Below are 26,972 nucleotides of genomic sequence, written 5' to 3' on the forward strand. Positions count from 1 at the left end.
ACTCGGCTGTCAGCAGCCGCAGTTCTCCGCGTCCACGGGAGCCGTGAGCCGGTCGGCGTCGCGCCGCTCGCGGCCCTCCCAGGTCTCGAACTCGAAGCCCTCACGCGCCCAGTACTCGAAGCCGCCGAGCATCTCCTTGACCTGGTAGCCGAGTTCGGCGAGCGCGAGGGCGGCGCGGGTGGCGCCGTTGCAGCCGGGGCCCCAGCAGTACGTCACGACCGGCACGCCCCTGTCGAGGAGCTGTTCGGCCTGCTCGGGTATGAGCGCGGTGGGCAGGTGGACGGCGCCCGGGATGTGCCCCTGGTCCCAGGACTCGGTGGAACGGGAGTCCAGCACGACGAACCCGGGGTCGCCGCCGGCGGCGAGGGCGGCGGCCACGTCGGAGACGTCTGCGTGGAAGACCAGGCTCGCCCGGAAGTAGGCGGCGGCCTCGGCCGGGGCGGCGGGAGCGACCCGCAGGACGGGGTTGACGGTGGTCGTGACGGTCATGGCGGGGCCCTCCGTAGCGGTTCCGACCGGTTTTCCGATGACCAGAAATCCGGTGGGCAGAAATCTACGGCCGATGATCATCTCCTTGAAGGGGCATTCCCCGGTGTGGACCTTGCCTCACCGGGGATTCACCTGCAATCTTGCGCTCATGACCGCGTATTCCCCGGACGCCACGGACTGGCGCATCCTCGAGGTCCTCCAGCGCGAGGGCCGGGCCAGCTTCGCCGACCTGGCACGGGCCGTGGCGATGTCGGCGAGCGCCGTCACCGAGCGGGTGCGGCGGCTGGAGGAGGCGGGCGTCATCCAGGGGTACGCGGCGGTCGTGGACCCCGAGCGGCTGGGGCTGCCGATCCTGGCGTTCGTGCGGCTGCGCTACCCCCACGGCAACTACAAGCCGTTCCACGACCTGGTGGCCGTCACGCCCGAGATCCTGGAGGCGCACCACGTGACGGGCGACGACTGCTTCGTGATCAAGGTCGCCGCCCGTTCGATGCGGCACCTGGAGGAGGTGTCGGGGAAGATCGGCGCGCTGGGGTCGGTCACGACCAGCGTCGTCTACTCCTCACCGCTCCCCCGGCGCCCGGTCGGTCACTGACCCCGCTGCCGCACCGTCGACCCCGATCTCCCCTTCACCACCTCCAGTTGGGCGTGGATCCGCCGGCGCAGGTCGGCGACATGGCTGACGATGCCGACGCTGCGGTCGCGCTCGCGCAGGGAGTCGAGGACGTCGAGGACCTCGTCGAGGGTCTGGTCGTCGAGACTGCCGAACCCCTCGTCGATGAAGAGGGTGTCGAGGCGGACCCCGCCCGCCTCGTCGGTGACGACGTCCGCGAGGCCGAGGGCGAGGGCGAGCGAGGCGAAGAAGGTCTCGCCGCCCGACAGCGTGGCCGTGTCCCGCTCGCGCCCGGTCCAGGCGTCGACGACATGCAGGCCGAGCCCGCTGCGCCCGCGTCCGGCCCGGTCGTCGGAGTGGACGAGGGTGTAGCGCCCGGAGGACATGCGTCGCAGCCGTACGGTCGCGGCGGCGGCCACCTGTTCGAGGCGAGCCGCCAGGACGTACGCCTCCAGGCGCATCCTGCGCTCGTTGTCGGCGGAGGTGCCCGCCGTGAGACCGGCGAGGCGGGCCACCCGGTCGTACTCCTCGCGCAGCGGGGCGAGCCGCCGCACACCGGCGGCCGCGCGCGCGGAGAGCTCGTCGAGCTCGGTGCAGCGGCGGGCGGCGGCATCCTGTGCGGAGGCCGCCGCGCGGAGGCGTTCGGCCGCGTCGGCCGCCGACCGCTCCGCGGCGGCGAGGTCCGCGGGCGGCTGCTGGGCGGCGGCCGCGGTGTCGGGTTCGGCGAGGACGGCCCGTACGGCGGCCTCCTCGGACTGCCAGGCGTCCAGCCGCCGTTGCAGCTCGCGGTGGGCGGTGTCGTCGAGGAGGGCGTCGGCGGCGGCCCGCGGGGTGTCGAAGCCGGCCCGGAAGGCGGCCTCGTCGAGGCGCCCGTCGGCGGCCTTGAGGCGCTCGGCGCTCTCCTCGGCGACGCGGGCGGCGTCGGCCGCGTCGGTGAGCCGGGCCGTCTGCCGCTCCAGTTCGGCGGCCCGCGCGGCGACGCTCTCGGCCGTTCCCCGCGCCTGCGTCAACTCCTCTTCCAGTGTCGCCCGTTCACGCTCCAGGCGGTCGCGGTGGCCCACCCGGGACGCCGCCCGCATCGCGGCCTCGCGCTGGGCCGCCGTTCGGCGCCCGTGCTCGTGCTCGGCCTGGCGCAGCTCCTCGCGCGCGGGATGCAGCGTGGAGGCCTCCCGCCGGGCCCCCGCGTAGGCCTGCTCCACCTCCTGGGCGGCAGCGGCGAGCCGGTCCGTGGCGGTGTCGCCCGCCTCGGCGGTGGCGGCGGCGAGGGCCTCCCGGACGAGGCCGAGTCTCTGCTCGTCCTCGGTGTGGCGCTCCTCGGCTCGCTGGTATGCGGTGAGTGCCTGCTCCTCGGCCTCGCGGTCGACGTGCCCGGCGACCTTGCGGGCGGGCGCCGGGTGCTCGGTGGCGCCGCAGACGGCGCAGGGTTCGCCGACGGTGAGGGTGGCGGCCAGCTCGGCGGCGATGCCGTTGAGGCGCTGTTCCTTGAGGTCGAGCCAGTGCGCGCGGGCCGTCTGTGCCTGCTCCTGGGAGGTGAGGGCCGTGCGGCCGGCCGCCTCCAGGTCATGGGCCAGTTCGTCGCGCAGTCGGGCCGCCTTCAGGCGCCGCTGCGCGGGCTCGCGTCGGCCGTCGAGCTGTTCGGCGCGGGCGGCGGCCTCCTGGGCTGACTCGATGCGGGCCTGGAGACCCGCGCGGACGGCGTCCCAGCCCGCGAGCCAGGCCTCGGTCTCCGTCAGGACGTCCTCGTCGTCCCGCTCCCGCCGGTCCAGGTCGGCGCGCTCGGCGACGAGGTCGGCCAGCCGCCGCTCGCCCTTGCGGGCGGACTCCAGCCCGCCCAGCTCCTCGGCGGCCCGGCGGGCGGCGGCGGCGAGGCCGGCGGCTCCGGCGTCCGCGAACCCCTCCGGGAGCAGGGCATGTGCGTGTGCCGCCCGGGCGGACGCCCTGGTGTGCTCGGCGTCGGCGGCCTCGCGCAGCTCCAGTGCCGGCGCCACCGTCTCCGCCTTCCGTCCCCGCTCCATCCGCGCCTGCGCCTCCCGATGGGCGCCGGCCCGCTCCTGGAGCAGCGAGGCCCGCTCCCGCGCCTCGGTGAACCGCCGCTGCAACCGGGCCTGTTCCCGCGCCTCCTCCAGGCTGCGCTCGGCGGCGGCCTGCGCGGACTCGGCGGCGAGGCGGCCGCAGTGGGCGGTCGTCAGCAGCTCGCGGGAGGTGCTGCGGGCGACGGCGGCCGCGGCGAGCACCGCCTCGGCCAGTCCCGGCTCGCCCGGGTCGAGCTCGGGCAGCTCCATGGCGTCCCCGGCGACCTGCTGCATCCGGTGCGCGTCGGCGAGCAGCGCGGAGTCGCCCTCACGCACGCGTGCCTCAGTGGTGCGGCGGCGCTCGGCGAGCCGCTTCTCGACCTCGGCGAACCGCTGGGTGTCGAAGAGGCGGCTGAGCAGCCTGCTGCGGGCCTCGGCGTCGGCGCGCAGGAAGCGCGCGAAGTCGCCCTGGGGCAACAGCACGACCTGACAGAACTGCTCGCGGCTCATGCCGAGCAGTTGGGTGATCTCCTCGCCGATCTCCTGGTGGGAGCGGCTGAGATCCTTCCAGGCCCCGGCCACGGGGTCGTACTCGCGCAGCCGGCTCTGGGCCTTCTCGACCGTGGTGCCGCTGCCGCGCTTCTTGGCGCGTTCGTGGGGCGGCTGCCGGGTGACCTCCAACCGGCGGCCCGCGACGGTGAGTTCGAGGGTGACCTCGGTGCGGGCGCCGGGCGCGGCGTGGTCGCTGCGCAGGGTCAGGCCCTGGCCGCTCTGCCGGGCGCCCGGCACGGAGCCGTACAGCGCGTAGCAGACGGCGTCCAGGACCGAGGTCTTGCCGGCCCCCGTCGGGCCGTGCAGCAGGAACAGCCCGGCGGCGGACAGCTCGTCGAAGTCGACGGTCTGGGGGTCGCCGAAGGGGCCGAAGGCGGTCAGGTCGAGCCGGTGCAGCCTCACCGCGCCACCTCCCGTACGGCGTCGTCCGCGCGGACCGCGTCGAAGGCGTCCCGCAGCACGCCCTGCTCGCGGGCGTCGGGCCCCGCCCCGCGCACATGGGCCACGAAGTCCTCGGCGATCTCCTGGTCGCTGCGGTCGGCGAGGCGCCGGGCGTAGGAGACGTCCGGGTCGTCGGCGGCGCGCTCGGGGGCGAAGACGAGGCTGAGGGTGTGCGGGAAGCGTTCGGTGAGGCGGGCCATGGGGTCGGCCGGGCGGACGGCGTCGGTGAGCGTCGCCTCGATCCACGCCTCCTCGTGGCGCGCGAGCGCGGGGTCGGCGAGCAGCGCCTCCAGGGGGCCGCGGACCCGAGCCAGCGCGCGCGGTGCCGGGCAGTCGATCCGCTCGGCGGTGACCTCCCCGCCGGCGTCGAGGTCGACGAGCCACATGGTCTTGCGGTGCGCGCTCTCCGAGAAGGAGTACGGCAGCGGGGAGCCGGAGTAGCGGACGCGCTCGGTGATGGTCTGGCAGCCGTGCAGGTGCCCGAGTGCCGTGTAGTCGACGCCGTCGAAGACCCCGGCGGGCACGGAGGCGACCCCGCCGACGGTGATGTCCCGCTCGCTGTCGCTGGGTTCGCCGCCGGTGACGAAGGCGTGGGCGAGGACGACGGAACGCGTCCCCGGCGCGCGGGCGGCGAGGTCGGCGCGGACGCGGTCCATGGCGGCGGCGAGCACGGTCTCGTGGCCGGCCTTGTCCACGCCGAACTCGTCCTTCACCAGGGCGGGTTCGAGATAGGGCAGGCCGTAGAAGGCGACGTCGCCGAAGGCGTCCTGAAGGACGACCGGCGTCCCGGCCGCCGTGGGGTCCGTCCGCAGGTGGATGCCCGCACGGCCGATGAGGCCCGCGCCGACGCCGAGGCGACGGGCCGAGTCGTGGTTGCCGGAGATCATCACGGTGGGCACGCCGACGTCGGCCAGCCGGTGCAGACAGTCGTCGAAGAGCTCCACCGCGGCGAGCGGGGGCACCGCGCGGTCGTACACGTCTCCCGACACGAGCACCGCGTCGACCTGGCGTTCACGCACGGTCGTGACGAGATGACCAATGAACTCGGCCTGGGCGCCGAGCATGTTCACCCGGTGGAACGCCCGGCCCAGATGCCAGTCGGAAGTGTGCAGGAGCCTCATGATCCCCGACCCTAACGGCCGGGTCTGACATCACGGGCGGTTACTCCCGTATCGCACCGTCATGACAACCGCCACAAAGGAGCGTTACGGACATTTCCCCCGACCGTTCACTCAACGCGTCACACGTCATGCGTCATGCGTCATGCGTCACGCGTCCCCGTACGCCTCGCCGCCCAGTTCGAAGCCCGCCGTGCCCGCCGTCGCGTCCGCGAGCCAGGCGCGGAACGCGTCCACGTCGGCGTCCGGGAGGCCGATCTCGATGGTGACCGCCTCGCCGTAGCGGACGTCGCGTACCGCGCGTCCGGTCGAGTGGAGGTCGTTCTGCACCTTGCCCGCGCGCTGGTGGTCCACGGTCAGGGTGGCCAGGCGGAAGCGGCGGCGGGTGAGGGCGCCGAGGGTGTCGAGCGCCTCGCCGACCGCGCCGCCGTAGGCCCGGATGAGGCCGCCGGCGCCGAGCTTGACGCCGCCGTAGTAGCGGGTGACGACGGCGACGATGTACCGCATGTCGCGGCGCAGCAGCATCTGGAGCATCGGCACGCCCGCGGTGCCGCCGGGTTCGCCGTCGTCGCTCGCCTTCTGGACGGAGGCGTCGGCGCCGATGACGTACGCCCAGCAGTTGTGGGTGGCGTCGGCGTGCTCCCTGCGGACGGCGGCGATGAAGTCCTGGGCCTCCTGCTCGGTGGCCGCCGGGGCGAGGGCGCACAGGAAGCGGGAGCGGTTGACCTCGGTCTCGTGCACGCCCGCGTGGGCCACTGTGCGGTACTCGTCCTGCATCCGGCCAGCCTATGCGCTGATCGCCGAGTCGCCGTCGGCACAGGTGCGGGCGACGATGTGCGGGGTAACCAACGGTGGTGACCATGCACCGTGCACGACGCATCACGGCCCCGACCGACGGCAGGGAGCGCCCAGCATGACCGGCACCGGGGTGCAGGAGACCGGCGCGGGCTCGCCGCACTCCCGGTGGCGTGCCTGGCTCCTGGAAGGGCTGAGCGAGCAGACCGCCCGCCATCCGGGCCCGCACGCCACCCCGCGTGCGGAGCAGGAGGGCCACCGGTGGTGGCGCGTGATGTGCCTGACCGGCGTCGACTACTTCTCCACGCTCGGCTACCAGCCGGGCATCGCCGCCCTCGCGGCCGGTCTGCTGTCCCCGCTCGCGACGCTCGTGCTGATCGCGCTGACGCTGCTCGGCGCGCTGCCGGTGTACCGCCGGGTGGCGCACGAGAGCCCGCACGGCGAGGGCTCGATCGCGATGCTGGAGCGGCTGCTGCCGTGGTGGTCGGGGAAGATCTTCGTGCTGGTGCTGCTGGGGTTCGCGGCCACCGACTTCATGATCACGATCACCCTGTCGGCCGCGGACGCCGCCGCGCACGTCGTGGAGAACCCGTTCGCCCCGCACTGGATGGCCGACGGCAACGAGTGGATCACGCTGGTGCTGGTCGGCGCGCTAGGCGCGGTGTTCCTCAAGGGCTTCCGCGAGGCCATCGGCATCGCGGTGGCGCTGGTGGCGACGTACCTCGCGCTCAACCTCGTCGTGCTCGCCGTCTCCGCCCACGAGATCCTCAGCCATCCCGTGCGGATCGGCGACTGGACGGACGCGATGACCGCCGAGCACTCCTCGCCGTGGATCATGGTCGGGGTGGCGCTGGTGGTCTTCCCGAAGCTGGCGCTCGGCATGTCCGGCTTCGAGACGGGCGTGGCGGTGATGCCGCAGGTCAAGGGGGATCCGACGGACACGTTCGAGGATCCGCGGGGTCGGGTGCGGGACACCCGCAAGCTGCTCACCACGGCCGCGCTGATCATGAGCTGCTTTCTGCTGCTGTCCAGCCTGGCGACGACGATCCTCATCCCGCAGGAGGACTTCAAGAGCGGGGGCCCGGCGAACGGGCGGGCGCTGGCCTATCTCGCGCACGAGCACCTGGGCGAGGCCTTCGGCACGGTCTACGACGTCTCCACGATCGCGATCCTGTGGTTCGCGGGCGCCTCCGCGCTCGCCGGTCTGCTGAACCTCGTCCCGCGGTATCTGCCCCGCTACGGCATGGCGCCCGAGTGGACGCGCGCGGTGCGGCCGCTGGTGCTGGTGTTCATGGCGGCGGCCGTCTTCATCACCCTGTGGTTCAACGCGAACGTCGACGACCAGAGCGGCGCCTACGCGACGGGCGTGCTGGTGCTGATGCTGTCGGCGGCGTTCGCGTCCACCGTGGCCGTGCACCGGCACGGGCATCGGCTTGCCACGCTGGGCTTCGGGGCGATCACGGCCGTCTTCGCCTACACGCTCGTCGCGAACGTCATCGAGCGGCCGGACGGCATCAGGATCGCGGCGATCTTCATCTTCGCCATCCTGGTCACGTCGTTCGGTTCACGGGTGCGCCGGGCCTTCGAGCTGCGCGCCGCGGAGGTGACGTTCGACGAGACGGCGACCCGGTTCGTCGACGGGGCCGCGCGCCGCGGGCCCGTGCAGCTCATCGCGAACGAGCCGCGGGAGCACACCACGCGCGCGTACCGCGCCAAGGAGTGGGAGCAGCGCGAGCACACCCCGATCCCCGGCGGCGGCCCGGTGCTGTTCCTGGAGGTGTTCGTGCGGGACTCCTCCGACTTCACGGCGGACGTCACCGTGCACGGCGACGAGAAGCACGGGGTGCGCCGGCTGCGCGTCTCGGGTCCGACCGTCCCCAACAGCATCGCCGCCGTCCTGCTGGCGCTGCGCGACCGCACCGGTCAGGTCCCGCACGCCTACTTCAACTGGACCGAGGGCAACCCGGTGAGCCATCTGATCCGCTTCCTCGTGTTCGGCGACGGCGAGGTCGCCCCGGTCACCCGCGAGGTACTGCGCCGCGCGGAGCCCGATCCTGCCCGGCGCCCACGCGTGCACGTCGGCTAAGGGCTGTCCCGGCTCTCACCGCCGTGCGGCTTTCCGCCCCTCGGGACGGTCATCGAGGTCAGCAGGGCCGTGCCGGAGGTCAGGGCACGCCAGTCGGGTCCGTGCCAGGCGAGGACGGCGACGGCCGACGTCGGGAACTTCAGCCGCACCTCGTCCAGGGCGTCGTCGAGGCCGTCCCCGGCCAGGTCGAGGACCAACTCCTCCAGACCCGGGTTGTGCCCGACCAGCAGAAGCGTCCCCACCTCGGCGGGCGTCTCGTGGACGACGTCCAGCAGCTCGGGTACGTCGGCCGCGTAGAGCCGCGCGTCGAAGCGCACCGGGGGCGTCGGGCCGGGCCACTGGGCGGCGGCCAGTTCCCAGGTGCCGCGGGCGCGGACGGCGGTGGAGCACAGGACGAGGTCGGGGAGGCAGTCGGCCTCGGCGAGCGCGCGGCCCGCGGCCGGCGCGTCCCGGCGGCCGCGCGGGGCCAGCGGCCGCTCGTGGTCGGGGACGCCGTCCGGCCAGGCGGACTTGGCGTGCCGCAGCACCACCAGCCGACGCGGCCCCCCGCCGGCGGGCCCGGTCACGCCGGGGCTCCCAGGTCGCGGGTGAGTTCGAGGCCGAGGAGACGGTCGGCGTAGGCGTAGGTCTCGAAGCGGGCCCCGTCCGGCAGCTCGGGGCCGGCGTCGGCCACCCACCGCAGGACCCGCAGCACCTCCGGCATGTCCAGATCGTCCTCCCAGGCGGTACGCAGCCGCCCGCGCACGTCCTCGGGAACCGGCCGCGAGGGCCGCCGCGCCCAGTCGGCGACGGCTCTTCTCCAGCGTACGAGGGTGTCGTGGGCTTCGCCCAGCACGGCCGCGTCGAGCAGGACGGGCTCGGTGCGGGGCGTGGAGAGGAGGGCGAGGCGCAGCACGGCCGGGTCGGGGGCAGGGTCGGGGGCGGGCACGCCGTCCGTCCCAGGCTCCTCGGGCCCGGCCGCCCACTCGGCGGGCGCGACGGCGACCCGTACTCCGTCGGGGGACGGGCCGTCGGCCCCCACGACGTGCAGGATCTGGGCCTCGCCCACTCCCGCGCCGAGGTCACGGCCGTCCTCGAAGGGGTGCATGCCGAGGGCGGTGGCGCCCGCCCGGAGTTCCGCCTGTTCGCGTTCTCCGGTGAGCAGGGCGAAGACGGGTGTGCCCCCGAGTTCCAGCGCGCGGACGAGCAGATCGGCGACGAGCAGGACGCGGAGCGCCCCGGAGCCGTACCCCGAGGCATGGGCCTCGACACGGGTCAGGCCCCGCCGGACGGGGGCGGCGACGACGGACTCGCCGTTTCGGGCGTCGATGATGCGCAGCACGAGGCCGAGCGTAGGCGGGCGGCGGACGGTTCGCAGGCAGGCCGCCCGGAATCAGGGTCCCTCGTGGTCTGTTGCAGTGGAGGACAGCTTCTGTCCGACGCGAAGGAGGCCGCCGGTGTACGGCGACGAGGAAACGGTCCGCAAGATCCTCACCGGACTCGGCGACACCTGGGCCGTGGTGGGCCTGTCGTCGAACCGCCGGCGCGCGGCCTACGGGGTCGCCGAGGTGCTCCAGCGGTTCGGCAAGCGGGTCGTCCCCGTCCACCCGAAGGCGGAGACGGTGCACGGGGAGCAGGGGTACGCCTCCCTGGCGGACATCCCCTTCGAGGTGGACGTCGTCGATGTCTTCGTCAACAGCGAGCTCGCGGGCGCGGTCGCCGACGAGGCGGTCGCCAAGGGCGCGAAGGCGGTGTGGTTCCAGCTGGACGTGGTCGACGAAGAGGCCTACGACCGTACGCGCGCCGCCGGACTGGACATGGTCATGGACCGTTGCCCGGCGATCGAGATTCCCCGACTGGGCCGCAATTCCTGAAAGGTTGCCCAGGAAAGACCCGCACACAGGTCAAAAATGCGCCCGCGGTCTTCAGTGCGGTGGTGGTCGATTCCTATTCTGAGCCTCCGATAAATGGCGAACTCACCTTCCAGGTAAGTCATTTATGAGAGGCCGATAAAAACATGGTAAGCGTCGATCCCATTCCCAAGGCCAAGGAGAACCCAGGCGCGGGCGGACTGCGCCGGGACGTCGGACTGATCGGGCTGATGTGGGCGTCGGTCGGATCCATCATCGGCTCCGGCTGGCTGTACGGCGCCCAGAAGGCGGTCGTGGTGGCCGGCCCCGCAGCGGTCGTGTCGTGGGTGATCGGGGCCGTGGCGATCGTGCTCCTCGCTCTGGTCCACGCCGAGCTCGGCGGGATGTTCCCGGTCGCGGGCGGCACGGCGCGCTATCCGCACTACGCTTTCGGCGGCCTGGCCGGGATGTCCTTCGGCTGGTTCTCCTGGCTGCAGGCGGCGACCGTGGCGCCGATCGAGGTCGAGGCGATGATCGGATACGCCGGACACTGGAGCTGGGCGCGGGGTTTCCAGCATTCCGACGGCACCCTCACCACCGACGGGTTCCTGGTCGCCGTATTCCTCATGGCCGTGTTCGTCGCCGTGAACTTCTTCGGCGTCCGGGCGCTCGCGCACACCAACAGCGCCGCCACCTGGTGGAAGATCGCGGTGCCGTTGGTCGCGATATTCGTCATCGCGGCCGGCCATTTCCATCCGGGCAACTTCACTTCGGAGGGCTTCGCGCCGTTCGGCGCCAAGGGCGTGCTGAGCGCCATCAGTTCGTCCGGCATCATCTTCGCCCTGCTGGGCTTCGAGCAGGCGATCCAGCTCGCCGGGGAGAGCCGGGACCCGAAGCGGGACCTGCCCAGGGCGACCCTCGGCTCGGTCGCCATCGGCGCCGTCGTCTATGTGCTGCTCCAGGTCGTCTTCATCGCCGCACTCCCGCACAGCGCCTTCGCCGACGGCTGGGCCAAGCTGAACTACGCGGGCATCAGCGGCCCCTGGGCGGGCCTGGCGACCCTGGTGGGACTGGGCTGGCTGAGCGCGGTGCTGTACCTCGACGCGGTGATCTCCCCCGGCGGCACCGGCCTCATCTACACCACCGCGACCTCCCGGATCTCCTTCGGCCTGGCCCGCAACGGCTACGCGCCGAAGGTGTTCGCGCACACCGACAGGCGGGGCGTGCCCTGGTTCGGGCTGATCATGTCGTTCGTGACGGGGGTCGTCTGTTTCCTGCCGTTCCCCAGCTGGCAGGAGCTGGTCGGCTTCATCACCTCGGCGAGCGTGCTGATGTACGCGGGCGCGCCGCTGGCCTACGGGGTGTTCGCCGACCGGCTGCCGCATCACGAGCGTCCGTACCGGCTGCCCGGCGGCAGGTGGGTCTCCCCGGGATCGTTCGCGGTGGCCAACCTCATCATCTACTGGGCCGGCTGGGACACTCTGTGGCGGCTCGGCGTGGCCATCGTCATCGGCTACGTGCTGCTCGGCGGCTACGCCTGGTACGCCGTCCGCGCCGGGCTGCCCGACGCGCCCCGACTGGACTGGAAGGCCGCGCAGTGGCTTCCCGCCTATCTGCTGGGCCTCGGCCTGATCTCCTGGCAGGGCGGTTTCGGCGGCCAGGGGCACCTGGGTCTGTGGTGGGACATGCTGGTGGTGACCGCTTTCTCGCTGGCGGTCTACTACTGGGCGAAGGCGTCCGCGTCCCGCCCCGAGGAGATCGAGCGCAGCATCGAGGAGGTCACGGTCGCGGGCGCCCCGGCCCACCCATAATGTGCGGGTGACCACCGACTCCCCTTCCCCGCACCACACTCCGGTCGTCGTCGTGGGCGCGGGCCCCGCGGGTCTCACCGTCGGCAACATCCTGCGGGCCGCGTCCGTCGACTGTGTCGTCCTGGAGACGGAGAGCCGTGAGTTCATCGAGCGGCGGCCGCGTGCCGGCGTCATCGAGGAGTGGGCGGTGCGCGGACTTCAGCAACGAGGTTTGGCGGACCGCCTGGTGGAGCGGGCCCAGCGGCACTCCGCGTGCGAGTTCCGCTTCGGGGGCGAGCGGTACCGCTTCTCCTACACCGAACTGACGGGCCATCACCACTGGGTGTACCCGCAGCCGTTGCTCGTGACGGACCTCGTCCACGAGTACGTCGACGTACGCGGCGGCGATGCCCGCTTCTCGGTGCGCGACGTCGCTCTGCACGACCTCGACACGGCCCGGCCGTCGGTGTCGTACGTCAGCCAGGACACGGGTGAACGGCAGGTGCTGACCTGCGACTTCGTGGTCGGCGCGGACGGGGCGCGCGGAGTCGGCCGGGCCGCGCTGACGCCGGAGCGGGCGCGGGTCGCGCGGCACGACTACGGCATCGGCTGGCTGGCGCTGCTCGCGGAGGCGCCGCCGTCCTCCGACTGCGTGCTGTTCGGCGTCCATCCGAACGGGTTCGCCGGGCACATGGCCCGCAGCCCCGAGATGACCCGCTACTACCTGCAGTGCCCGCCCGGCGACGACCCGGCGAACTGGTCCGACGACCGGATCTGGTCCGAGCTGCACCAGCGCCTCGGCGCGTCCGGCGGTCCGCCGCTCACCGAGGGGCCGCTGATCGAGAAGCGTGTGCTGGACATGCACGACTACGTGGTCGAGCCGATGACGTACGGGCGGCTCTTCCTGGCCGGGGACTCGGCCCACCTCGTGGCGCCCATCGCCGCGAAGGGCCTGAACCTCGCCCTGCACGACGCGTTCCTGCTGGGCGAGTCGCTGGTCGCCTACCTGGACGGCGGCGACGGGGACGGCCTGGACGGCTACTCGGAGGCGTGTCTGCGCCGGGTGTGGGACTACCAGGAGTTCTCGCAGTGGCTGTCGGAGGTCTACCACGGGACCGCGGCCGGCGACCCGTTCCGCGCGGGCACGACGTTCGCCCGGCTGCGCCGGCTGTTCACGTCTCCCACCGCCGCCGCGGCCTTCGCGGAGCAGTACCTCGGGACCGCGGAACACTACTGAGTCAGTCGTGCGGCGGTTCGTCCCCGAGCCGGTGGTCCGCCACGTTCAGCGCCTCGTCCACCAGGCGGCGCAGATGGCCGTCGGAGAGCGAGTAGATCACCCGGCGGCCCTCCTTCCGCGTGTGCACGAGCCCGGCCAGCCGCAGCCTCGCCAGGTGCTGGCTGACCGCCGGCCGGGCCGCTCCGCAGCGTTCGGTCAGGGTCGTCACATCGGCCTCGCCCGAGCCGAGCGCGTGCAGCAGCGCGAGCCGGGTGCGGTCGCCGAGCAGGGCGAGAAGCTCGGCGGCGAGGGCGAACTGCTCCTCGCCGGGGGTGCGCGGATGCGCATGGTGCGCAGGTGACAGGTGCATGCGTGCGCTCATACGCACATAATGGCGGTACGGACGCATGCGCGTCCACCTCGGCGCACCGGAAGGGGATCGACGTGAGCGAGCGGCACGACCACGAACACGGGCACCAGCACGGGCACGGGGACGGGCGCCACCATGAGCACGCCCATGAGCATCCGCACCACGCCCCCTCCCCAGGTCTCCGCCACCGCGTGACCCACCTCCTCACCCCGCACTCGCACGAGACCGCCGACAAGCTGGACCCGGCCCTGGAGTCCTCGGCCCGGGGCATGCGCGCGCTCTGGCTCTCGCTGACGGTGCTGGGCGTGACGGCCGTCGCGCAGGCGGTCGTGGTGGTGCTGTCCGGGTCGGTGGCGCTGCTCGGCGACACGGTGCACAACGCGGCGGACGCGCTGACGGCCGTGCCCCTGGGAATCGCCTTCGTGCTGGGCCGGCGGGCGGCCACGCGCCGCTTCACCTACGGCTACGGGCGGGCGGAGGACCTGGCCGGCATCGCGATCGTGCTGACGATCGCCGCGTCGGCGGCCTTCGCCGGCTGGACGGCCGTCGAGCGGCTGCTCAACCCGCGCCCGGTCGATCACGTCGGCGCGGTCGCCGTGGCCGCGCTGGTCGGCTTCGCGGGCAACGAGTGGGTGGCGCGGTACCGCATCCGGGTCGGCCGCGCCATCGGCTCGGCCGCGCTGGTGGCGGACGGACTGCACGCGCGCACGGACGGTTTCACCTCACTGGCGGTGCTGCTGGGCGCGGGCGGCTCGGCCCTGGGGTGGCAACTCGCGGACCCGGTCGTGGGGTTGGCGATCACGGCGGCGATCGCGCTGGTGCTGCGGGACGCGGCGCGGGAGGTGTTCCGGCGCGTCATGGACGCCGTGGACCCCGCCCTGGTAGACCGGGCGGATCGGGCGCTGCGGGAGGTCGAGGGCGTGCGCGGAGTGGGCGAGTTGCGGCTGCGCTGGATCGGGCACCGGCTGCGCGCCGAGGTGGCGGTCGTCGTGGACGGAGAGGTGACGGTACGTCAGGCGCACGGCATCGCCGTGGCCGCGGAACACGCTTTGCTGCATGCCGTCCCCCGCCTGACGGCCGCGCTGGTCCACGCGGACCCGACGCCGGCCCCCGGCGAGGACGACCCGCATCTGGCCCTCGCCCATCACGGCGTGGCCTGAGCTCAGGCCACCCCGAGCCCCTCCAGCACCACCGCGCCCGGCAGTTCGGCGAGCGCCTTGCCCGGCACCAGCAGCTTGCCGCGACGGCGCCCGCTGCCCACCAGGACGTACGGCAGGTCGACCACGGCGGAGTCCACCAACACCGGCCAGGCGGCGGGGAGTCCGATCGGGGTGATCCCGCCGTACTCCATGCCGGTCTCCCCGACTGCCGTGTCCATCGCGGCGAACGAGGCCTTGCGGGCGCCCAGTTGGCGGCGGACGACGCCGTTGACGTCGACCCGGGTGGCGGACAGCACGAGGCACGCGGCGAGGGTCGTCTCGCCGCCGCGCTTGCCGGCCACCACCACGCAGTTCGCGGACTGCTCCAGCAGTTCGGGCCCGTAGTGCTCCACGAACACGGCCGTGTCGGCCCACTGCGGGTCGGTGTCGACGTAGACGATCCGGTCGGCGGGCACGCTGCCGCTCCAGTGGCGTACGGCGTCGGCGACCGGGCCGGTCAGCTCGTCGAGGCAGTCGGGGGCGGGGACGGCGGTGTCGAAGTGTCCGATGGGTGCGCGCATGATCGCACGCTAACAGCCCGTTCGCGCCCGCCGGAGGGGGGTCTCAGCTCACGGGCGGCGGCGGCACCGACACGGTCAGCACCATCTCCGTCGGGATGTCGCCCTGGTTGCCGTACCGGTGCGGGGCGTTGGCCTCGAACGTGACGCTCGCGCCGGCCGGGACGCGGTACTCCACGCCGTCGACGGTGAGGGTGAGTTCCCCAGCGGTGACATGGGCGATCTCAACGGTGCCCGGCGGGTGCGGCTCCGAGGCGCTGCCCTCGCCGGGCATGAGCCGCCAGTCCCACATCTCCAGCGGGCCCGGCGCCTCCGTGCCCGCGAGGAGCCGGCTGAAGCTGCCCTCGTCGGTGTGCCACAGCCGTACCGCCTGTTCGGCGGGGACGACGCGGACCTTCGGGCCCTGTTCGTAGTCGAGGAGGGTGGTGATGCTCACCCCGAGCGCGTCGCCGATCTTGACGACCGTGCCGAGGCTGGGGTTCGTGCGGGCCTGCTCGATCTGGATCAGCATGCCGCGACTGACCCCGGCGCGGGCCGCGAGCGTGTCGAGGGTGAAGCCGCGCACCGCGCGCCAGTGCTTCACGTTGCGCGCCAGGGACTGAGTCAGGAGTTCGAGGTCCGACACGTTCCGTCCACTTCGGGAGTCCAATATTCTAAATGACAGAGTTCACTGCCCTGTACTACGGTGTAGTGCACCCGACCGTGCACCGAACTGTACTGCGAGGCCCCCGTGACAGCACTCTTCGCCCTGGCCACCAGCCTCCTGTGGGGCCTGGCCGACTTCGGCGGCGGGCTGCTGACCCGGAGGACGCCGGCGCTCACGGTGGTCGTGGTCTCGCAGTCGATCGCGGCGGCCGTCCTCGGGTTGATCGTCGTCGCCACGGGCGGCTGGAGCGAGGCCGGTCCCCGTCTGTGGTTCGCGGTCGCGGCCGGCCTGGTGGGCCCCGTCGCCCTGCTCTCGTTCTACAAGGCGCTGGCGCTCGGCCCCATGGGGGTCGTCTCCCCGCTGGCCACGCTGAGCGTGGCCGTGCCGGTCTCCGTCGGGCTGGTCCTCGGTGAGCGCCCGGGGCTCGTCCAGCTCGCGGGCATCGCGGTCGCGGTCGTCGGGGTCGTCCTCGCGGGCGGTCCACAGCTGCGCGGCGCGGCGGTGCAGCGGCAGGCCGTACTGCTCACGCTGGTCGCGGCGCTCGGCTTCGGCACGGTGTTCGTGCTGATCACCGAGGCGTCCACGACCGTCACCGGCCTGTTCCTCGCCCTGTTCGTGCAGCGCGTGACCAATGTGGCCGCAGGCGGTGCGGCGCTGTACGTCGCCGTCCGGCGCGGGGCGCCCGCGCTGCCCGCGGGCGGACTCGCGTGGACCTCGCTGCCGTCGTTCGGGTTCGTCGGGCTGGCCGACGTCGCCGCCAACGGCGCCTATGCCGTCGCCGCCCAGCACGGTCCGGTCATGGTGGCCGCCGTCCTCGCCTCGCTGTACCCGGTGGTGACGGCGCTGGCCGCGCGCGGTTTACTGCGGGAGCGGCTGCGCGCGGTCCAGGCGGCGGGCGCGGGGCTGGCCCTGGTGGGCACGCTGCTGCTGGCGGCGGGCTGACTCAGCCCTCCGGCTCCAGCTGGGCCAGTGTCTCCACGGTCTCCTCGTCCAGCCCCGACAGCGCGACCAGCTGGTCCGAGGTGACCCCGTCCGGTATCGGCACCGGCGCGGGTGTGCGCAGCGGCGGCTGCCAGCCCTCGGCGGGCGTCCAGCGCCGTACGACCTTGGCGGGCGCCCCCGCTACGACGGAGTGGTCGGGTACCGTGCCGCGTACCACCGCCCCGGCCGCGACGACGACGTTGCGGCCGATCCGCGCCCCCGGCAGGATCACGGCCCCCGTGCCGATCCAGCACCCCGGGCCGATCTCCACGGGCTCCATGCGGGGCCACTGCTTGCCGATGGGCTCGTGCGGATCGTCGTAGGAGTGGTTCGTCGACGTCACGTACACATACGGGCCGAAGTAGCAGTCGCTGCCGATGGTGACCGTCGTGTCGGCGATGACATGACTGCCCCGGCCGAGGACCACGCCGTCGCCGAGGCGCAGGATCGGGTCGGGGCCGAGGTCGAGGTCGGGCATCAGACCGGCGGTCAGGGTGACCTGCTCGCCGACGATGCAGTGCGCGCCGAGATGGATCCACGGCTCCCCGAACACCGTGCCGAGCGGGAAGGCGAGCCGGGTTCCCGTGCCCATCGCGCCGAAGCGGAAGCGGCCGGGGTGCTCGGCGGTGACGGAGCCGGTGCGCTGCACCCAGGCCCAGCCCGCCTGGACTGCGCGCTGCCCCAGGCGACGCCGCCATGATGAGAACGTGTTCTTGCGCTTCGGCACCCGCTCACCGTACTCAGCGCGCGGTGCGGCCATGGGTGCGCAGGCCTGTGATCTTCGCCCTACCGGGTGGCGTACCGTGCGGGAGGACGACCGACACGAGGAGACGGTGATGACGCACAAGGCGCTGATCGTGGGCATCGGCGGCAGGGAACCCGAGGTCGACGCGGAGGCGTTCGTGGCGCCGACGGCCTCGGTGATCGGGGACGTGACGCTGGAGGCGGGCGCGAGCGTCTGGTACGGCGCGGTCGTGCGCGGTGACGTCGAGCGGATCACCGTCCGCCGCGACGCCAACATCCAGGACAACGTGACGCTGCACGCCGACCCCGGCTTTCCGGTGACGATCGGCGAGCGGGTGTCCGTCGGCCACAACGCGGTCGTGCACGGGGCGACGGTCGGGGACGACTGCCTGATCGGGATGGGCGCGACCGTTCTCAACGGGGCGGTGATCGGGGCGGGTTCGCTGGTGGCCGCGCAGGCGCTCGTGCCGCAGGGGATGGAGGTGCCGCCGGGCTCACTGGTGGCGGGGGTGCCGGCGAAGGTGAAGCGGGAGTTGAGCGAGGAGGAGCGTCAGGGGGTGACCCTCAACGGCACGCTGTACGCGGACCTGGCCAAAGCCCATGGCGAGATCCACGAGTAGGTGCGCTACTCGGCCGCGGCCACCGTCTCGACCTCGGCAGCGGCCTCGGCCTCCCGGGCGGCGCGCTTCGCCTTGCGCTTGATGATGAGGAACGACGTCAGGCCGATCAGCGCCGCTGCCACGAGCCCCAGGTACGAGAACTTCTTCAGCCAGGACTCCGCGACGACGCCCACGTAGTAGATGACCGCCGTCGTGCCGCCGGCCCAGGCGATGCCGCCGAGGACGTTGGCGATCAGGAACTTCCAGTACGGCATGTGCAGGACGCCCGCGAGCGGGCCGGCGAAGATGCGCAGCAGGGCGATGAAGCGGCCGAAGAAGACCGCCCACATGCCCCACTTCTCGAAGGACCGCTCGGCGGTGGCGATGTGCCCCTCGCCGAAGTGCCTGGGGAACTTCGCGCCGAGCCAGGCCAGCAGCGGGCGTCCGCCCTTGCGGCCGATCGCGTAGCCGATGGAGTCGCCGATCACCGCGCCGGCGGTGGCGCAGGCGCCGAGGACGACCGGGTTGACACCGTCGTGCTGGGAGGACATCAGCGCGGCCGAGACCAGGATGATCTCGCCCGGCAGCGGGATGCCGAGGCTTTCGAGGCCGATGACCAGGGCGACCACTGCGTAGACGGCGGCCGCGGGCACCGTGTCGAGCCATTCCTGCACGTGCACCGCGCGTTCCTCCCGTTTGACGTCCCTCGGCAGCCTTGCGTACCCGGGAAGCCTACCGGGTCGGCCTGGCCCGGTCCGTCCCGTGGTGTGGCGCACTACCCCACGGATCCGGGGGTGCCATCGGCACCATCACACCTCGTGACCGGGCGGTGTCACGGGCGGTCGGAAGCGAGAAGGAGGGGCCGCTCCCCTCAGGCGGCCCCTCCTTCGGTCCTCGGTTCGTCGCCTCAGCGGCCGGTCTCAGTGGCCGGGCTCAGCGGCCGGGCTCAGCGGCCGGGCTCAGCGGCCGGTCTCAGCGGCCGGTCTCAGCGGCCGGTCTCAGCGGCCGGTCTCAGTGGCCGGGGGGAAAGGGGCTTGGTCACCTTCATGACGGCCTCGCCGATTATGCGGGGCGCCTCGGCGGGGGCCGGGACGGCGTCGAGGAGGGTGGCCAGGGCCGTTCCCGATGCCGGTCCGGCCGGGTCGGCCTGCGGTGCACAGCAGTCCACCTGGGCGACCCTCGTCCCGAACTCCGGTGCGAGCGGGGCGGGTTCGGCCGGAGCCGGGGCCGTGTCGGGGGCGAAGGGCGCGGCGCCGGGCGGGGCCGGGGGCGCCGGGAGGCCCGGGGCGCCCGGAGTGTGCGCTGTACCAGGACCGGCCTGCCGCGCCGTCCCGCGGGCCTGCGGGCCGGAGGCCCCGGCCGCCGCGTCGGCGGTGTCGAACACCCAGCGCTGTCCGGCCGACCCGTCCCGCTCGGCGACGACGGCCTTCCTCGACCCGCCGGCGCCGCGGGCGACGACCAGGCCGCCGTCCCGGCGCAGCAGGATTTCGCCGCGTACGGTCAGGTCGAAGAACGTCTCCCCGGAGTGCACCAGACACGCGGCCAGGGCGGTCGTGCGGTGGCCGGGGTCGGCGGTCAGGCAGAGCGTCGGGACGGCGGCGCTGCGCAGCAGTCCGTCGTTCTGGTACGACCACTGCTGGGACGGGGCGGACGAGCACGCGGCCAGGACGATCGGCGTTGCGGGCTCGGTCCGGCCGCCGTCGGCGTCGAGGCAGAGCCCGCTGTCCGGGCTGCGCAGTCTGCCGTGACCGGCCTCGGCGGTCCGGGGGTCGGAGGCGGAGGCGGCCGAGGGGGATCCGGAGGGCGGGCGGGCGTCGGAGCGGCCCGGGACGCCCTGCCCGTCGGCGGCCGGGGTGTTGGTCCCGCCGACCGGCGCGCCCCAGGTGGCGCGCGTCGCGGGAACACCGTTGTCATCGGTCCAGCCCTTGGCGACGAAGACGGTCGCGACCAGCGCGAGGGAGGTCAGCCCCACGCCCACGAGCACGGCCTTGGGCCGTCTGCCCGGCAGGGCGAGCAGGCCCGCCGAGGTGGTGCGGTGCCGGCCTGCGCCGGCGAGCGGACGCAGCCCGGCGGGCCGGACCGGCGCGTCGGCGGACGTGGCGCGTCCGGGGCGGGAGTCGAGGTAGCGGCGGGCGCCCCAGCCGAGCACGGTCTCGGCGAGCAGCACGTGCAGTCCGCCGTCGAAATGGCTGAGCTGTTCGGCGGCGTGCCGGCAGAAGCGGCAGTGCGCGAGATGCGAGCGGACATCGGGCAGCAGGGTTCCGCCGCGGCGCAGGGGAACGTCCAGGAGACGGTTGTAGAAACGGCATTCGCTTGTCGGCGCGAGTTCACGGTGGGCACGCACACAGCCCGCCCGGAATTGTTCCCGCGCCTGTTCCAGGACGCCCGCCGCGATGATGTCGTCCACGCCCGACAGACCGGCCGGTACGGATATGGGTTCCGCCTCCACCTCCGTGTGCCACAAGAGGCATTGGGAGGCGGCCGGGAGCGACCGGAAAGCGCGCTCGGCGAGTTGCCGCCTTTCGGACGTCACGGGCCGTGCCGCGCGCAGCCCCCGGCCGCCGACGGTTTTCCGCAGTTCCGGCAGCACGGCGGAAACCCCGTCGGCGCCGGCCCATTCCCGGACCGTCTCCCGTACGGCGACGAGGAGTTGGGGACGCAGAGCGCCCCCGGTGCGCCCGTCCGTCAGCCGGCCGAGCACCTCGTGGAACGCGGCGGCGGCCACGAGCCGCGCCGTGTCCTCGGTGCCGGCCAGGCAGACGGTCGCGTAGTCGTGGGCCGCCCGCCAGTGGCGGGCGATCAGCAGGGCGACCGCGCGGGCGCGTCCGTCGGCGTCGGCCAGCCGGGCGGCGAGTTGGGGGTCGGAATCGCCGGGGGGCCGGCCAGGGCGGGGCGGGTAGGGCGGTCGTGGGGGGTTCGGGGATTGCACGGAACCATTTCCTTCCAAGCCGACGGACGGCACGGAAAACACGTCGTCGGAAAGCAGGTGCCTGATTGGTGCGTACCTTTGGCCTGATCAGGCGCGTTGGCCGGATCCGACCCATCCGTAAGGGGAGGCTCACCTTCGCACACGCGCCTCACAGGAAACAAGGAGTTCGAGTGACCCAAGTTCAAAGTGCGGGAATTTCAGATAAGTTACCGGCGGTATCCGCACCCGCATTCGAAAATGACCCGGACTGCGGGACTCAACTTGTGTGCATGGAAAGCCGGATGAGGCACGGAATCTCCAACTTCCGGCCCCCGCGAGGCCGGCCGCCCCGGCACAGGAGCGGCACACAGGAATCTCAGATGGGACTCTCGGTGTACTCCCATCCCGGTGGGCCAGCATGATCCGCATGAGCGCCCCCCACTCCGCACCCCGTGTCCGCAAAGCAGTCGTCCCGGCCGCCGGTCTCGGCACCCGTTTCCTGCCGGCCACCAAGGCGACCCCGAAGGAGATGCTGCCGGTCGTCGACAAGCCGGCCATCCAGTACGTCGTCGAGGAGGCTGCCGCCGCCGGTCTGGACGACGTCCTGATGGTCACCGGCCGGCACAAGCGGGCCATCGAGGACCACTTCGACCATGCCTTCGAACTGGAGCAGGCGCTCGCCGCCAAGGGCGACACCGTGCGGCTGGACGCGGTGCGCGACCCGGCCGGGCTCGCCGACATCCACCACATCCGGCAGGGCGACCCGCTGGGCCTCGGCCACGCGGTGCTGTGCGCCCGCAACCACGTCGGCGACCAGCCGTTCGCCGTCCTCCTCGGCGACGACCTCATCGACCCGCGGGAGACCCTGCTCAGCAGCATGCTGGAGGTCCGCGAGCGGTACGCCGGCAGCGTGGTCGCCCTGATGGAGGTCCCGCCCGAGCAGGTCCACCTCTACGGCTGCGCGGCCGTGGAGCCGTCCGGCGAGGACGGAGTCGTGCGCGTCACCGGCCTGGTGGAGAAACCCGCGCGCCAGGACGCGCCCAGCCGGTACGCGGTCATCGGGCGCTACGTCCTCGACCCGGCCGTCTTCGACGTCCTGGAGCGCACCGAGCCGGGCCGCGGCGGCGAGATCCAGCTCACCGACGCCCTGCAGGAGCTCGCGGCGGGCGGCACGGTACACGGCGTGATCTTCTCCGGCCGCCGCTACGACACCGGCGACAAGGCCGACTACCTGCGCACGGTCGTCCGCCTGGCCTGCGACCGGCCCGACCTGGGACCGGAGTTCACGGCCTGGCTCAAGGAGTTCGTGGCGGGTCTGGAGGACGACGGCACCCAGCGGGAGCGGCTGGCGGCCTGACGGCCTGAGGGCCTGACAGCGATTCAGGCCCGGGACGGCGCGACGGCCAGGCGGCGGTGTGCACCGCGCCCGAGGCCGTCGCTCTCGTACGAACGGTGCTCAGCCGTCGGATCCCTCAGCCGTCGGAAGCCTCAGCCGTTGGGGCGCAGGGTCCAGGTCACGGTCATCTCGCCGGTGACGGCCCCGTCCGCGCGGCGGATCTCGATCGCGACCGGGAACTCGGGGCGCTCCCCCGCGTCGAGCTGCGCGACGACCTCGGCGGCCGGGCGGCCCAGGGTGGCGGTGGCGGTGACCGCGCCCATGGCCAGCTTCCGGTAGGCGATCTCGGCGCCGACGGCGAGCGGCACGGCACGGGAGAGCTGGTCGCCGAACGCGGCCAGGACGATCGCGCCGCTGGCGGACTCGCCGAGCGTGAACATCGCCCCGGCGTGCGGCCCGCCCACGTGGTTGTGGAACTCGCCCTGGTCCGGCAGGGCGACCACGGCCTTCTGGGGACCGGCCTCGATGAACTCGAGGTTCAGGGTCCGGGCCATGGGCACCGTGGCGGCGAGCATCTCGCCGATGGACATCTGGTCTGCGCTCATGACCACGATGTTACCTATGAGTAGCTTCGGCTGGTCAGGCGGGGCGCCGCGCCGACGGTGACATCCCTGACAAGGGGCGGTGACCGCACCGTGCCCCGACGGCACTAGGGTTTCTGGCCATGTGGCCAGGACAGCAGCCGCCCGGGGGAGAGCAGAACCCGCAGGCGCAGAACAATCCGTACCAGCAGCCGGGATACCAGCAGCCGAATCCGTATCAGCAGCCCGGTTACCAGCAGCAGCCCAACCCCTATGCGCAGCAACCCGCGCAGCCGCCCACGCAGCCGCAGTGGGGCGCCCCGTCGCCCGCGGGCTCGCCCACCCCGCCGCCCGGCGGAGGCAGCGGCTCAGGCGGAGGCGGCAACCGGACGAAGATCGTCGCGATCGTCGCGGCCTCGGCCGTCGTCGTGGCCGCCGGTGTCACCGGGTTCCTGGTGCTGGGCGGTGACGACGACAAACCGGCCGCCGCGGGCAAGGGCAGCGCGAGCCCCACGACCTCGACGTCGGCCTCCGCTTCCGCGTCGTCCTCGTCCGGCACGGACGACAACCCGCGCAGCAACGAGACCGAGAAGCCGACCGTCGCCGGCTGGAAGGTCGTCGTGAACCCCAAGTGGGGCATCGCCTTCGACGTGCCGGCCGACTGGGAGGTCCAGTCGCCGGGGCTCGGCCAGGGCTTCGAGTGGGAGGACAAGAAGCAGTCCGACGGCTACGACCAGATCCTGCAGTCGGGCACGGCCGAGTTGAAGTCGAAGTGGTGCTCCACGGACTCCGACAAGGACGGCAAGACGGACGACACCGCGCTCGCCACGGTCGGCAGCAAGGGCGCCGAAGGCGCCAAGTCCACCGACGAGATCGCGATCAACACGCCCGCCTGGTGGGTCTTCGGCGGCTACACCGAGCCGGACAAGAAGAGCCTCACCTTCGACAAGAAGGCCACCCCCTTCACGACCGCCTCCGGCGTCAAGGGCAGCTACGCCTGGGCGCAGTCGACGAACACGCCCCAGAAGGGCAAGTGCGACAGCGACGGCAAGGCGATCACGTTCGGTTTCAAGAACTCCAACGGCGACTACGTGTCGTGGAACCTGTACGGGGCCAAGGGCGTGAAGGACGAGCTCCCGAAGGCCACGATCATGCAGATCCTCAGCACCGTACGGCTGCACGGGACCCCGACGCAGAACTAGGGACGACGGAGCGCTCGGCGGGGCCGGCCGGGTGCTCTTCTCCTGTGGACCGAGGGCATGCCGATGCCCTCGGTCCGGTGCGGGGCGGGACGGGGCGGGACCACCGCAGATGGTTGTCCTGTCTACAACAACCTTGCGGCGTACCGTGGTGCTGAGACGACCGACAGGGCGCGCGCCGGTGCGAACCACACCTCGCTGGGCGCCCCTCCCCCGCCGGAGACGGCCATGTTCAACCATCGAGGAGCAGCCGAACGCAGCCTGACGGCGCCGCTTCCCGGCCCCCGTTTCATCGCCTGGTGGGTGTGGACCGCGCTCAGTCTCGGCGCGTTGATCGCGGCGCTGTGGTGGGCGGGAGGCAGCCGGCCCGCCTGGCGCGACCAGGGCTACCTGGGGCTCGTGGGCTTTGTGGGGAGGGTCTTCGGGGGCCTCGGAACGATCTTCCAGGTGGGTGACAAGGGCGCCTCGATCGGCGCACGAGCGGCCTTCCTCCTCGCCCTGCTGGTGCTGCTCTATGTGTGGTGGCGGGCGACCCGGGCCTGGCTGGCCTTCAAACCGGGCCCGGTCGACGTGCAGCAGCTCGAGGACGCCACCCGGCCGGGAACCGTGAAGCCGTCCGACACCGACCTGACGGCGAAACTGCGCCGCCGCTTGTCCGAGAGCAGCATGTACCCGCCGACGACCCTGCCCGCGCAGGCGCCTGTCGAGGGCTTCCTGGAACTGCTCGGCGACGTCGAGCTCGACCCCAAGAAGCTGGGCAGCACCCTGCCGAAGGTGCTGAGCCGGCTGCGTCCGAAACTGGCCTACCGGGTGAGCGGGATCCTCCAGTCCCGGGACGCCGTACCCGACCCGTACGGCATGACGATCACCGTCACCGCGTTCCTGTTCGGCGGTTCGCGCGCGATGACCGTATGGGGGCGGGACTGGGACGAGGTGATCGGCAAGGCCGGCATCTGGATCGTGAGCACGCTGCTGCCGGTCACCCGCGCGGGGAGACTTCCCCCCTGGCGCCACTGGTGGGGCAGAGAACTCAAGCCCGAGCTGTACCAGGCCTACCAGCGGGCGACCGAGCTGGGTCGCGCGGGACGCCATCACGAGGCTTTGGAACAGTATTTCAAGGCCGTACAGCTGGACCCGACGAATCCCTATCTGCGAGCCGAACTGGCCGAGATGCAGGAGAAGATGGGGTTCCACGTCGACGCGCTCAACACCACCCAACGAGCTCTCACGCTCGACGGACAGACCGCGTGCGCCTACCGCAAACGCCTGTGGCAGCACCGCCTGAACCCGCACGGGCGCCGACTCCGGTACCTCTGGCATCCACGCCGGTACCGCGAGGTTCTCGGTCTTCGCTACCGGAACTCGATCATTCTCGGCGCGGCCGAGGTGACGGCGAAACAGTGGTACGCACGAGAGGGCGCGCACAGCAGGATGACACATGAGCAGCTCATCCCGATCCTCGTGGAGCGGTATTGGCCGACGGCCGTCGGGTTGGACGTCACGGGCAACGGCAGGAACACGAGGGAACGGGCCAAGGACGCGCTGGGGCGCATTCTCCGGAAACAGAGGAGCGCAGCTTACGACTTCCATTGGGCGAAGAAGGAGGAAAGAACAGTCCGGTTGATATTCCAGAGGGCCGCTGTCCAGGAGACGAACCGCCTCGCCGCGGACGACATGTGGGCTCGCCTGCTGCTCTACTGGCCCTCGGCCTTGTGGAGTTGGACCCGCTTCTTCTGGCCGTCCGCCTATGTCCAGACTTTCCGCGGCGCGGTGCAGCCCGTGACCCGTCGTGCGTTCCTGACGAACCGAGGGGTATGGGCGCCGCTGCGCCTGGCATGGGCGAGTTGGGACTACGACGCGGACGCGTCGCCGTTCAAGTGGCGGAGCCGCTACACATGGCGTTGGCGAAGCCTGATCGCCTGGCCTCGTCTGCATGTCTGGTCCCTGCGCCTCAGGCTCGCCTGGACCCGACGATGGCCGACGTTCCACCGGGACTGGCTCGCCCACTACAACGCCGCGTGCGTGTACGCCATCGCCATGCGTGCCCCGTCCCCTGCACAAAGCGCAGGGCAGCGGAAAGAGTTCGCCCAACGCGCCATCGATCACCTGGAGAAAGCGGTACTCGTCCCCCGGCGAGCGTTCGCGACAGTGGAGCGCACCTGGATGACGAAGGAAGATCCCGACCTGAAAGTACTCTGGGACCAAGAGGAACTCTTCGGCGACTTCATTCGCACCGCCTATCCCAGCCCGGAGCCCTCCCTGCTGCCCCCTGCCGACAACTATGCGGACGGACAGCTCAGAGAGTACGACTACCGACTTCTCGAAGCAGTCGCCAGAGTCATGGAACAGGTGTGGCAGACGCGCGGCGAAAACGCCGGCGTCGATATCCATACCGCGGCTTCGTGGCTGCGGGCGGAGAGCCAGATCTGGGAATCCGTGCACGAGATCGCCGACACCGAGCGCAAGTACAGATGGCAGGATCGCGTGAACCTGATCCATCGCATCCGGACCAACTGCCATACGGCGTCGACCTGCACTCCGGGATTCCCGCCCGAGATGGGTCTGGACGACGACCCGGCGGCGGCGGACGGCCACGATCTGAGCTGCCAACGCATCGAGGAGCGGCTCAACGACCTGAGGCGTTCCATGGAACCCGCCATCACCCGCGAGAACCTCGTTCGCGACACGCCTTTCTGCAACGACACCCCTTATTCGAACAGCGAGGAAGGCCAGAGAGTCCTCCGGGATGCCGTCGCCGACGGCTTGACCTGGCTGAGTGCGAAGACGGTCCGGAAACTGTCCGTGCGCTACGCCGCGACCTGGCAACGGCTCGGCGACTGGCTGGAGTTGAGGGGCACCCAGAAGTCGTTCAGGCAGGCGGTCGGCAGCGTGCCGCAACTCGCTCGACGGCCTGTTCCGAAGACGGACAACAGGAAGCTGCCGATCTGAC

The 26,972-nt window shown here is 72.3% G+C and carries 24 protein-coding genes; 11 read left to right on the forward strand and 13 right to left on the reverse strand.

Annotated elements, in window-relative coordinates:
* Window positions 1-9: 9 nt before the first annotated feature.
* A complete protein-coding gene (locus tag ACIBAF_RS10760; RefSeq protein WP_399462820.1) occupies window positions 10-489 on the reverse strand; it encodes a rhodanese-like domain-containing protein in 480 nt (159 codons plus the stop codon).
* 148 nt (window positions 490-637) lie between these two features.
* Between ACIBAF_RS10760 and ACIBAF_RS10765 the strand changes: the two genes are divergently transcribed.
* The gene (locus tag ACIBAF_RS10765; RefSeq protein ID WP_399462821.1) at window positions 638-1,084 is read left to right on the forward strand and encodes an Lrp/AsnC family transcriptional regulator; all 447 of its coding nucleotides are present in this window, start codon (window positions 638-640) and stop codon (window positions 1,082-1,084) included.
* Here the strand turns inward: ACIBAF_RS10765 and ACIBAF_RS10770 are convergent.
* The 3 genes from ACIBAF_RS10770 to ACIBAF_RS10780 form a co-directional block, all read right to left on the reverse strand.
* Window positions 1,078-4,068: an AAA family ATPase gene (locus ACIBAF_RS10770; RefSeq protein WP_399462822.1), complete on the reverse strand. Its 2,991-nt coding sequence runs from the start codon at window positions 4,066-4,068 to the stop codon at window positions 1,078-1,080. The two genes, ACIBAF_RS10765 and ACIBAF_RS10770, sit on opposite strands and share 7 nt — an antisense overlap.
* Entirely contained in the window at window positions 4,065-5,228 is a 1,164-nt protein-coding gene (locus tag ACIBAF_RS10775) for an exonuclease SbcCD subunit D (RefSeq protein WP_399462823.1), read from the reverse strand. Before ACIBAF_RS10775 ends, ACIBAF_RS10770 begins: the two co-directional genes overlap by 4 nt.
* A 147-nt stretch (window positions 5,229-5,375) precedes the next feature.
* The gene (locus ACIBAF_RS10780; RefSeq protein WP_399462824.1) at window positions 5,376-6,002 is read right to left on the reverse strand and encodes a YigZ family protein; all 627 of its coding nucleotides are present in this window, start codon (window positions 6,000-6,002) and stop codon (window positions 5,376-5,378) included.
* A 136-nt stretch (window positions 6,003-6,138) separates the two neighbouring features.
* Between ACIBAF_RS10780 and ACIBAF_RS10785 the strand changes: the two genes are divergently transcribed.
* Complete coding sequence (locus ACIBAF_RS10785) at window positions 6,139-8,106, forward strand: amino acid transporter (RefSeq protein ID WP_399462825.1); 1,968 nt, start codon at window positions 6,139-6,141, stop codon at window positions 8,104-8,106.
* Here the strand turns inward: ACIBAF_RS10785 and ACIBAF_RS10790 are convergent.
* Both ACIBAF_RS10790 and ACIBAF_RS10795 read right to left on the reverse strand, forming a co-directional pair.
* Window positions 8,103-8,672, reverse strand: a complete 570-nt coding sequence (locus ACIBAF_RS10790; protein ID WP_399462826.1) for a SixA phosphatase family protein — start codon at window positions 8,670-8,672, stop codon at window positions 8,103-8,105. The genes ACIBAF_RS10785 and ACIBAF_RS10790 overlap by 4 nt on opposite strands.
* The gene (locus tag ACIBAF_RS10795; protein ID WP_399462827.1) at window positions 8,669-9,427 is read right to left on the reverse strand and encodes a hypothetical protein; all 759 of its coding nucleotides are present in this window, start codon (window positions 9,425-9,427) and stop codon (window positions 8,669-8,671) included. Before ACIBAF_RS10795 ends, ACIBAF_RS10790 begins: the two co-directional genes overlap by 4 nt.
* Window positions 9,428-9,542: 115 nt before the next feature.
* Between ACIBAF_RS10795 and ACIBAF_RS10800 the strand changes: the two genes are divergently transcribed.
* The 3 genes from ACIBAF_RS10800 to ACIBAF_RS10810 all read left to right on the forward strand — a co-directional run bounded on the left by ACIBAF_RS10800 (window position 9,543) and on the right by ACIBAF_RS10810 (window position 12,962).
* Window positions 9,543-9,959 carry a CoA-binding protein gene (locus ACIBAF_RS10800; RefSeq protein WP_399462828.1) on the forward strand — a complete coding sequence of 139 codons (417 nt, stop codon included), beginning with the start codon at window positions 9,543-9,545 and terminating at the stop codon, window positions 9,957-9,959.
* Between the two features lie 143 nt (window positions 9,960-10,102).
* On the forward strand, window positions 10,103-11,746 hold the full coding sequence (locus tag ACIBAF_RS10805; protein WP_399462829.1) for an APC family permease: 1,644 nt from the start codon (window positions 10,103-10,105) through the stop codon (window positions 11,744-11,746).
* 7 nt (window positions 11,747-11,753) lie between these two features.
* Window positions 11,754-12,962, forward strand: a complete 1,209-nt coding sequence (locus tag ACIBAF_RS10810) for a 4-hydroxybenzoate 3-monooxygenase (protein ID WP_399462830.1) — start codon at window positions 11,754-11,756, stop codon at window positions 12,960-12,962.
* Between the two features lies 1 nt (window position 12,963).
* On the opposite strand, the gene ACIBAF_RS10815 is transcribed toward ACIBAF_RS10810, so the two are convergent.
* On the reverse strand, window positions 12,964-13,323 hold the full coding sequence (locus ACIBAF_RS10815) for a metalloregulator ArsR/SmtB family transcription factor (RefSeq protein ID WP_334583077.1): 360 nt from the start codon (window positions 13,321-13,323) through the stop codon (window positions 12,964-12,966).
* Between the two features lie 62 nt (window positions 13,324-13,385).
* On the opposite strand from ACIBAF_RS10815, the gene ACIBAF_RS10820 reads away from it, so the two are divergent.
* A complete protein-coding gene (locus ACIBAF_RS10820) occupies window positions 13,386-14,471 on the forward strand; it encodes a cation diffusion facilitator family transporter (RefSeq protein ID WP_399462831.1) in 1,086 nt (361 codons plus the stop codon).
* 2 nt (window positions 14,472-14,473) lie between these two features.
* Here the strand turns inward: ACIBAF_RS10820 and ACIBAF_RS10825 are convergent, their stop codons facing one another.
* Window positions 14,474-15,031, reverse strand: coding sequence for a YbaK/EbsC family protein (locus ACIBAF_RS10825; protein ID WP_399462832.1), 558 nt, complete (start codon window positions 15,029-15,031; stop codon window positions 14,474-14,476).
* A 43-nt stretch (window positions 15,032-15,074) separates the two neighbouring features.
* Window positions 15,075-15,653 (reverse strand): helix-turn-helix domain-containing protein, encoded by a 579-nt coding sequence (locus ACIBAF_RS10830; protein WP_399462833.1) that lies wholly within the window; start codon window positions 15,651-15,653, stop codon window positions 15,075-15,077.
* Between the two features lie 105 nt (window positions 15,654-15,758).
* On the opposite strand from ACIBAF_RS10830, the gene ACIBAF_RS10835 reads away from it, so the two are divergent.
* Window positions 15,759-16,616: an EamA family transporter gene (locus tag ACIBAF_RS10835; RefSeq protein ID WP_399462834.1), complete on the forward strand. Its 858-nt coding sequence runs from the start codon at window positions 15,759-15,761 to the stop codon at window positions 16,614-16,616.
* Window position 16,617: 1 nt separating this feature from the next.
* Here the strand turns inward: ACIBAF_RS10835 and ACIBAF_RS10840 are convergent, their stop codons facing one another.
* The gene (locus ACIBAF_RS10840; protein ID WP_399462835.1) at window positions 16,618-17,415 is read right to left on the reverse strand and encodes an acyltransferase; all 798 of its coding nucleotides are present in this window, start codon (window positions 17,413-17,415) and stop codon (window positions 16,618-16,620) included.
* 76 nt (window positions 17,416-17,491) lie between these two features.
* Here ACIBAF_RS10840 and ACIBAF_RS10845 point away from each other — a divergent pair, with 76 nt between their 5' ends.
* Window positions 17,492-18,019 carry a gamma carbonic anhydrase family protein gene (locus ACIBAF_RS10845; protein ID WP_399462836.1) on the forward strand — a complete coding sequence of 176 codons (528 nt, stop codon included), beginning with the start codon at window positions 17,492-17,494 and terminating at the stop codon, window positions 18,017-18,019.
* A gap of 5 nt (window positions 18,020-18,024) precedes the next feature.
* Here the strand turns inward: ACIBAF_RS10845 and ACIBAF_RS10850 are convergent, their stop codons facing one another.
* Window positions 18,025-18,678, reverse strand: coding sequence for a DedA family protein (locus ACIBAF_RS10850; RefSeq protein WP_399462837.1), 654 nt, complete (start codon window positions 18,676-18,678; stop codon window positions 18,025-18,027).
* A 305-nt stretch (window positions 18,679-18,983) separates the two neighbouring features.
* Window positions 18,984-20,927, reverse strand: coding sequence for an RICIN domain-containing protein (locus ACIBAF_RS10855; protein WP_399462838.1), 1,944 nt, complete (start codon window positions 20,925-20,927; stop codon window positions 18,984-18,986).
* A gap of 397 nt (window positions 20,928-21,324) precedes the next feature.
* Between ACIBAF_RS10855 and galU the strand changes: the two genes are divergently transcribed.
* A complete protein-coding gene (gene galU, locus ACIBAF_RS10860; RefSeq protein WP_399462839.1) occupies window positions 21,325-22,263 on the forward strand; it encodes a UTP--glucose-1-phosphate uridylyltransferase GalU in 939 nt (312 codons plus the stop codon).
* Window positions 22,264-22,394: 131 nt separating this feature from the next.
* Here galU and ACIBAF_RS10865 read toward each other — a convergent pair whose 3' ends face one another.
* Window positions 22,395-22,832: a DUF4442 domain-containing protein gene (locus tag ACIBAF_RS10865; protein ID WP_399462925.1), complete on the reverse strand. Its 438-nt coding sequence runs from the start codon at window positions 22,830-22,832 to the stop codon at window positions 22,395-22,397.
* A 134-nt stretch (window positions 22,833-22,966) separates the two neighbouring features.
* On the opposite strand from ACIBAF_RS10865, the gene ACIBAF_RS10870 reads away from it, so the two are divergent.
* On the forward strand, window positions 22,967-24,025 hold the full coding sequence (locus ACIBAF_RS10870; protein WP_399462840.1) for a hypothetical protein: 1,059 nt from the start codon (window positions 22,967-22,969) through the stop codon (window positions 24,023-24,025).
* Window positions 24,026-24,592: 567 nt separating this feature from the next.
* A complete protein-coding gene (locus tag ACIBAF_RS10875) occupies window positions 24,593-26,971 on the forward strand; it encodes a tetratricopeptide repeat protein (protein ID WP_399462841.1) in 2,379 nt (792 codons plus the stop codon).
* The last annotated feature ends 1 nt before the right edge of the window (window position 26,972 follow it).

It is taken from the genome of Streptomyces sp. NPDC051677, from assembly GCF_044453465.1.
Lineage (GTDB): Bacteria > Actinomycetota > Actinomycetes > Streptomycetales > Streptomycetaceae > Streptomyces.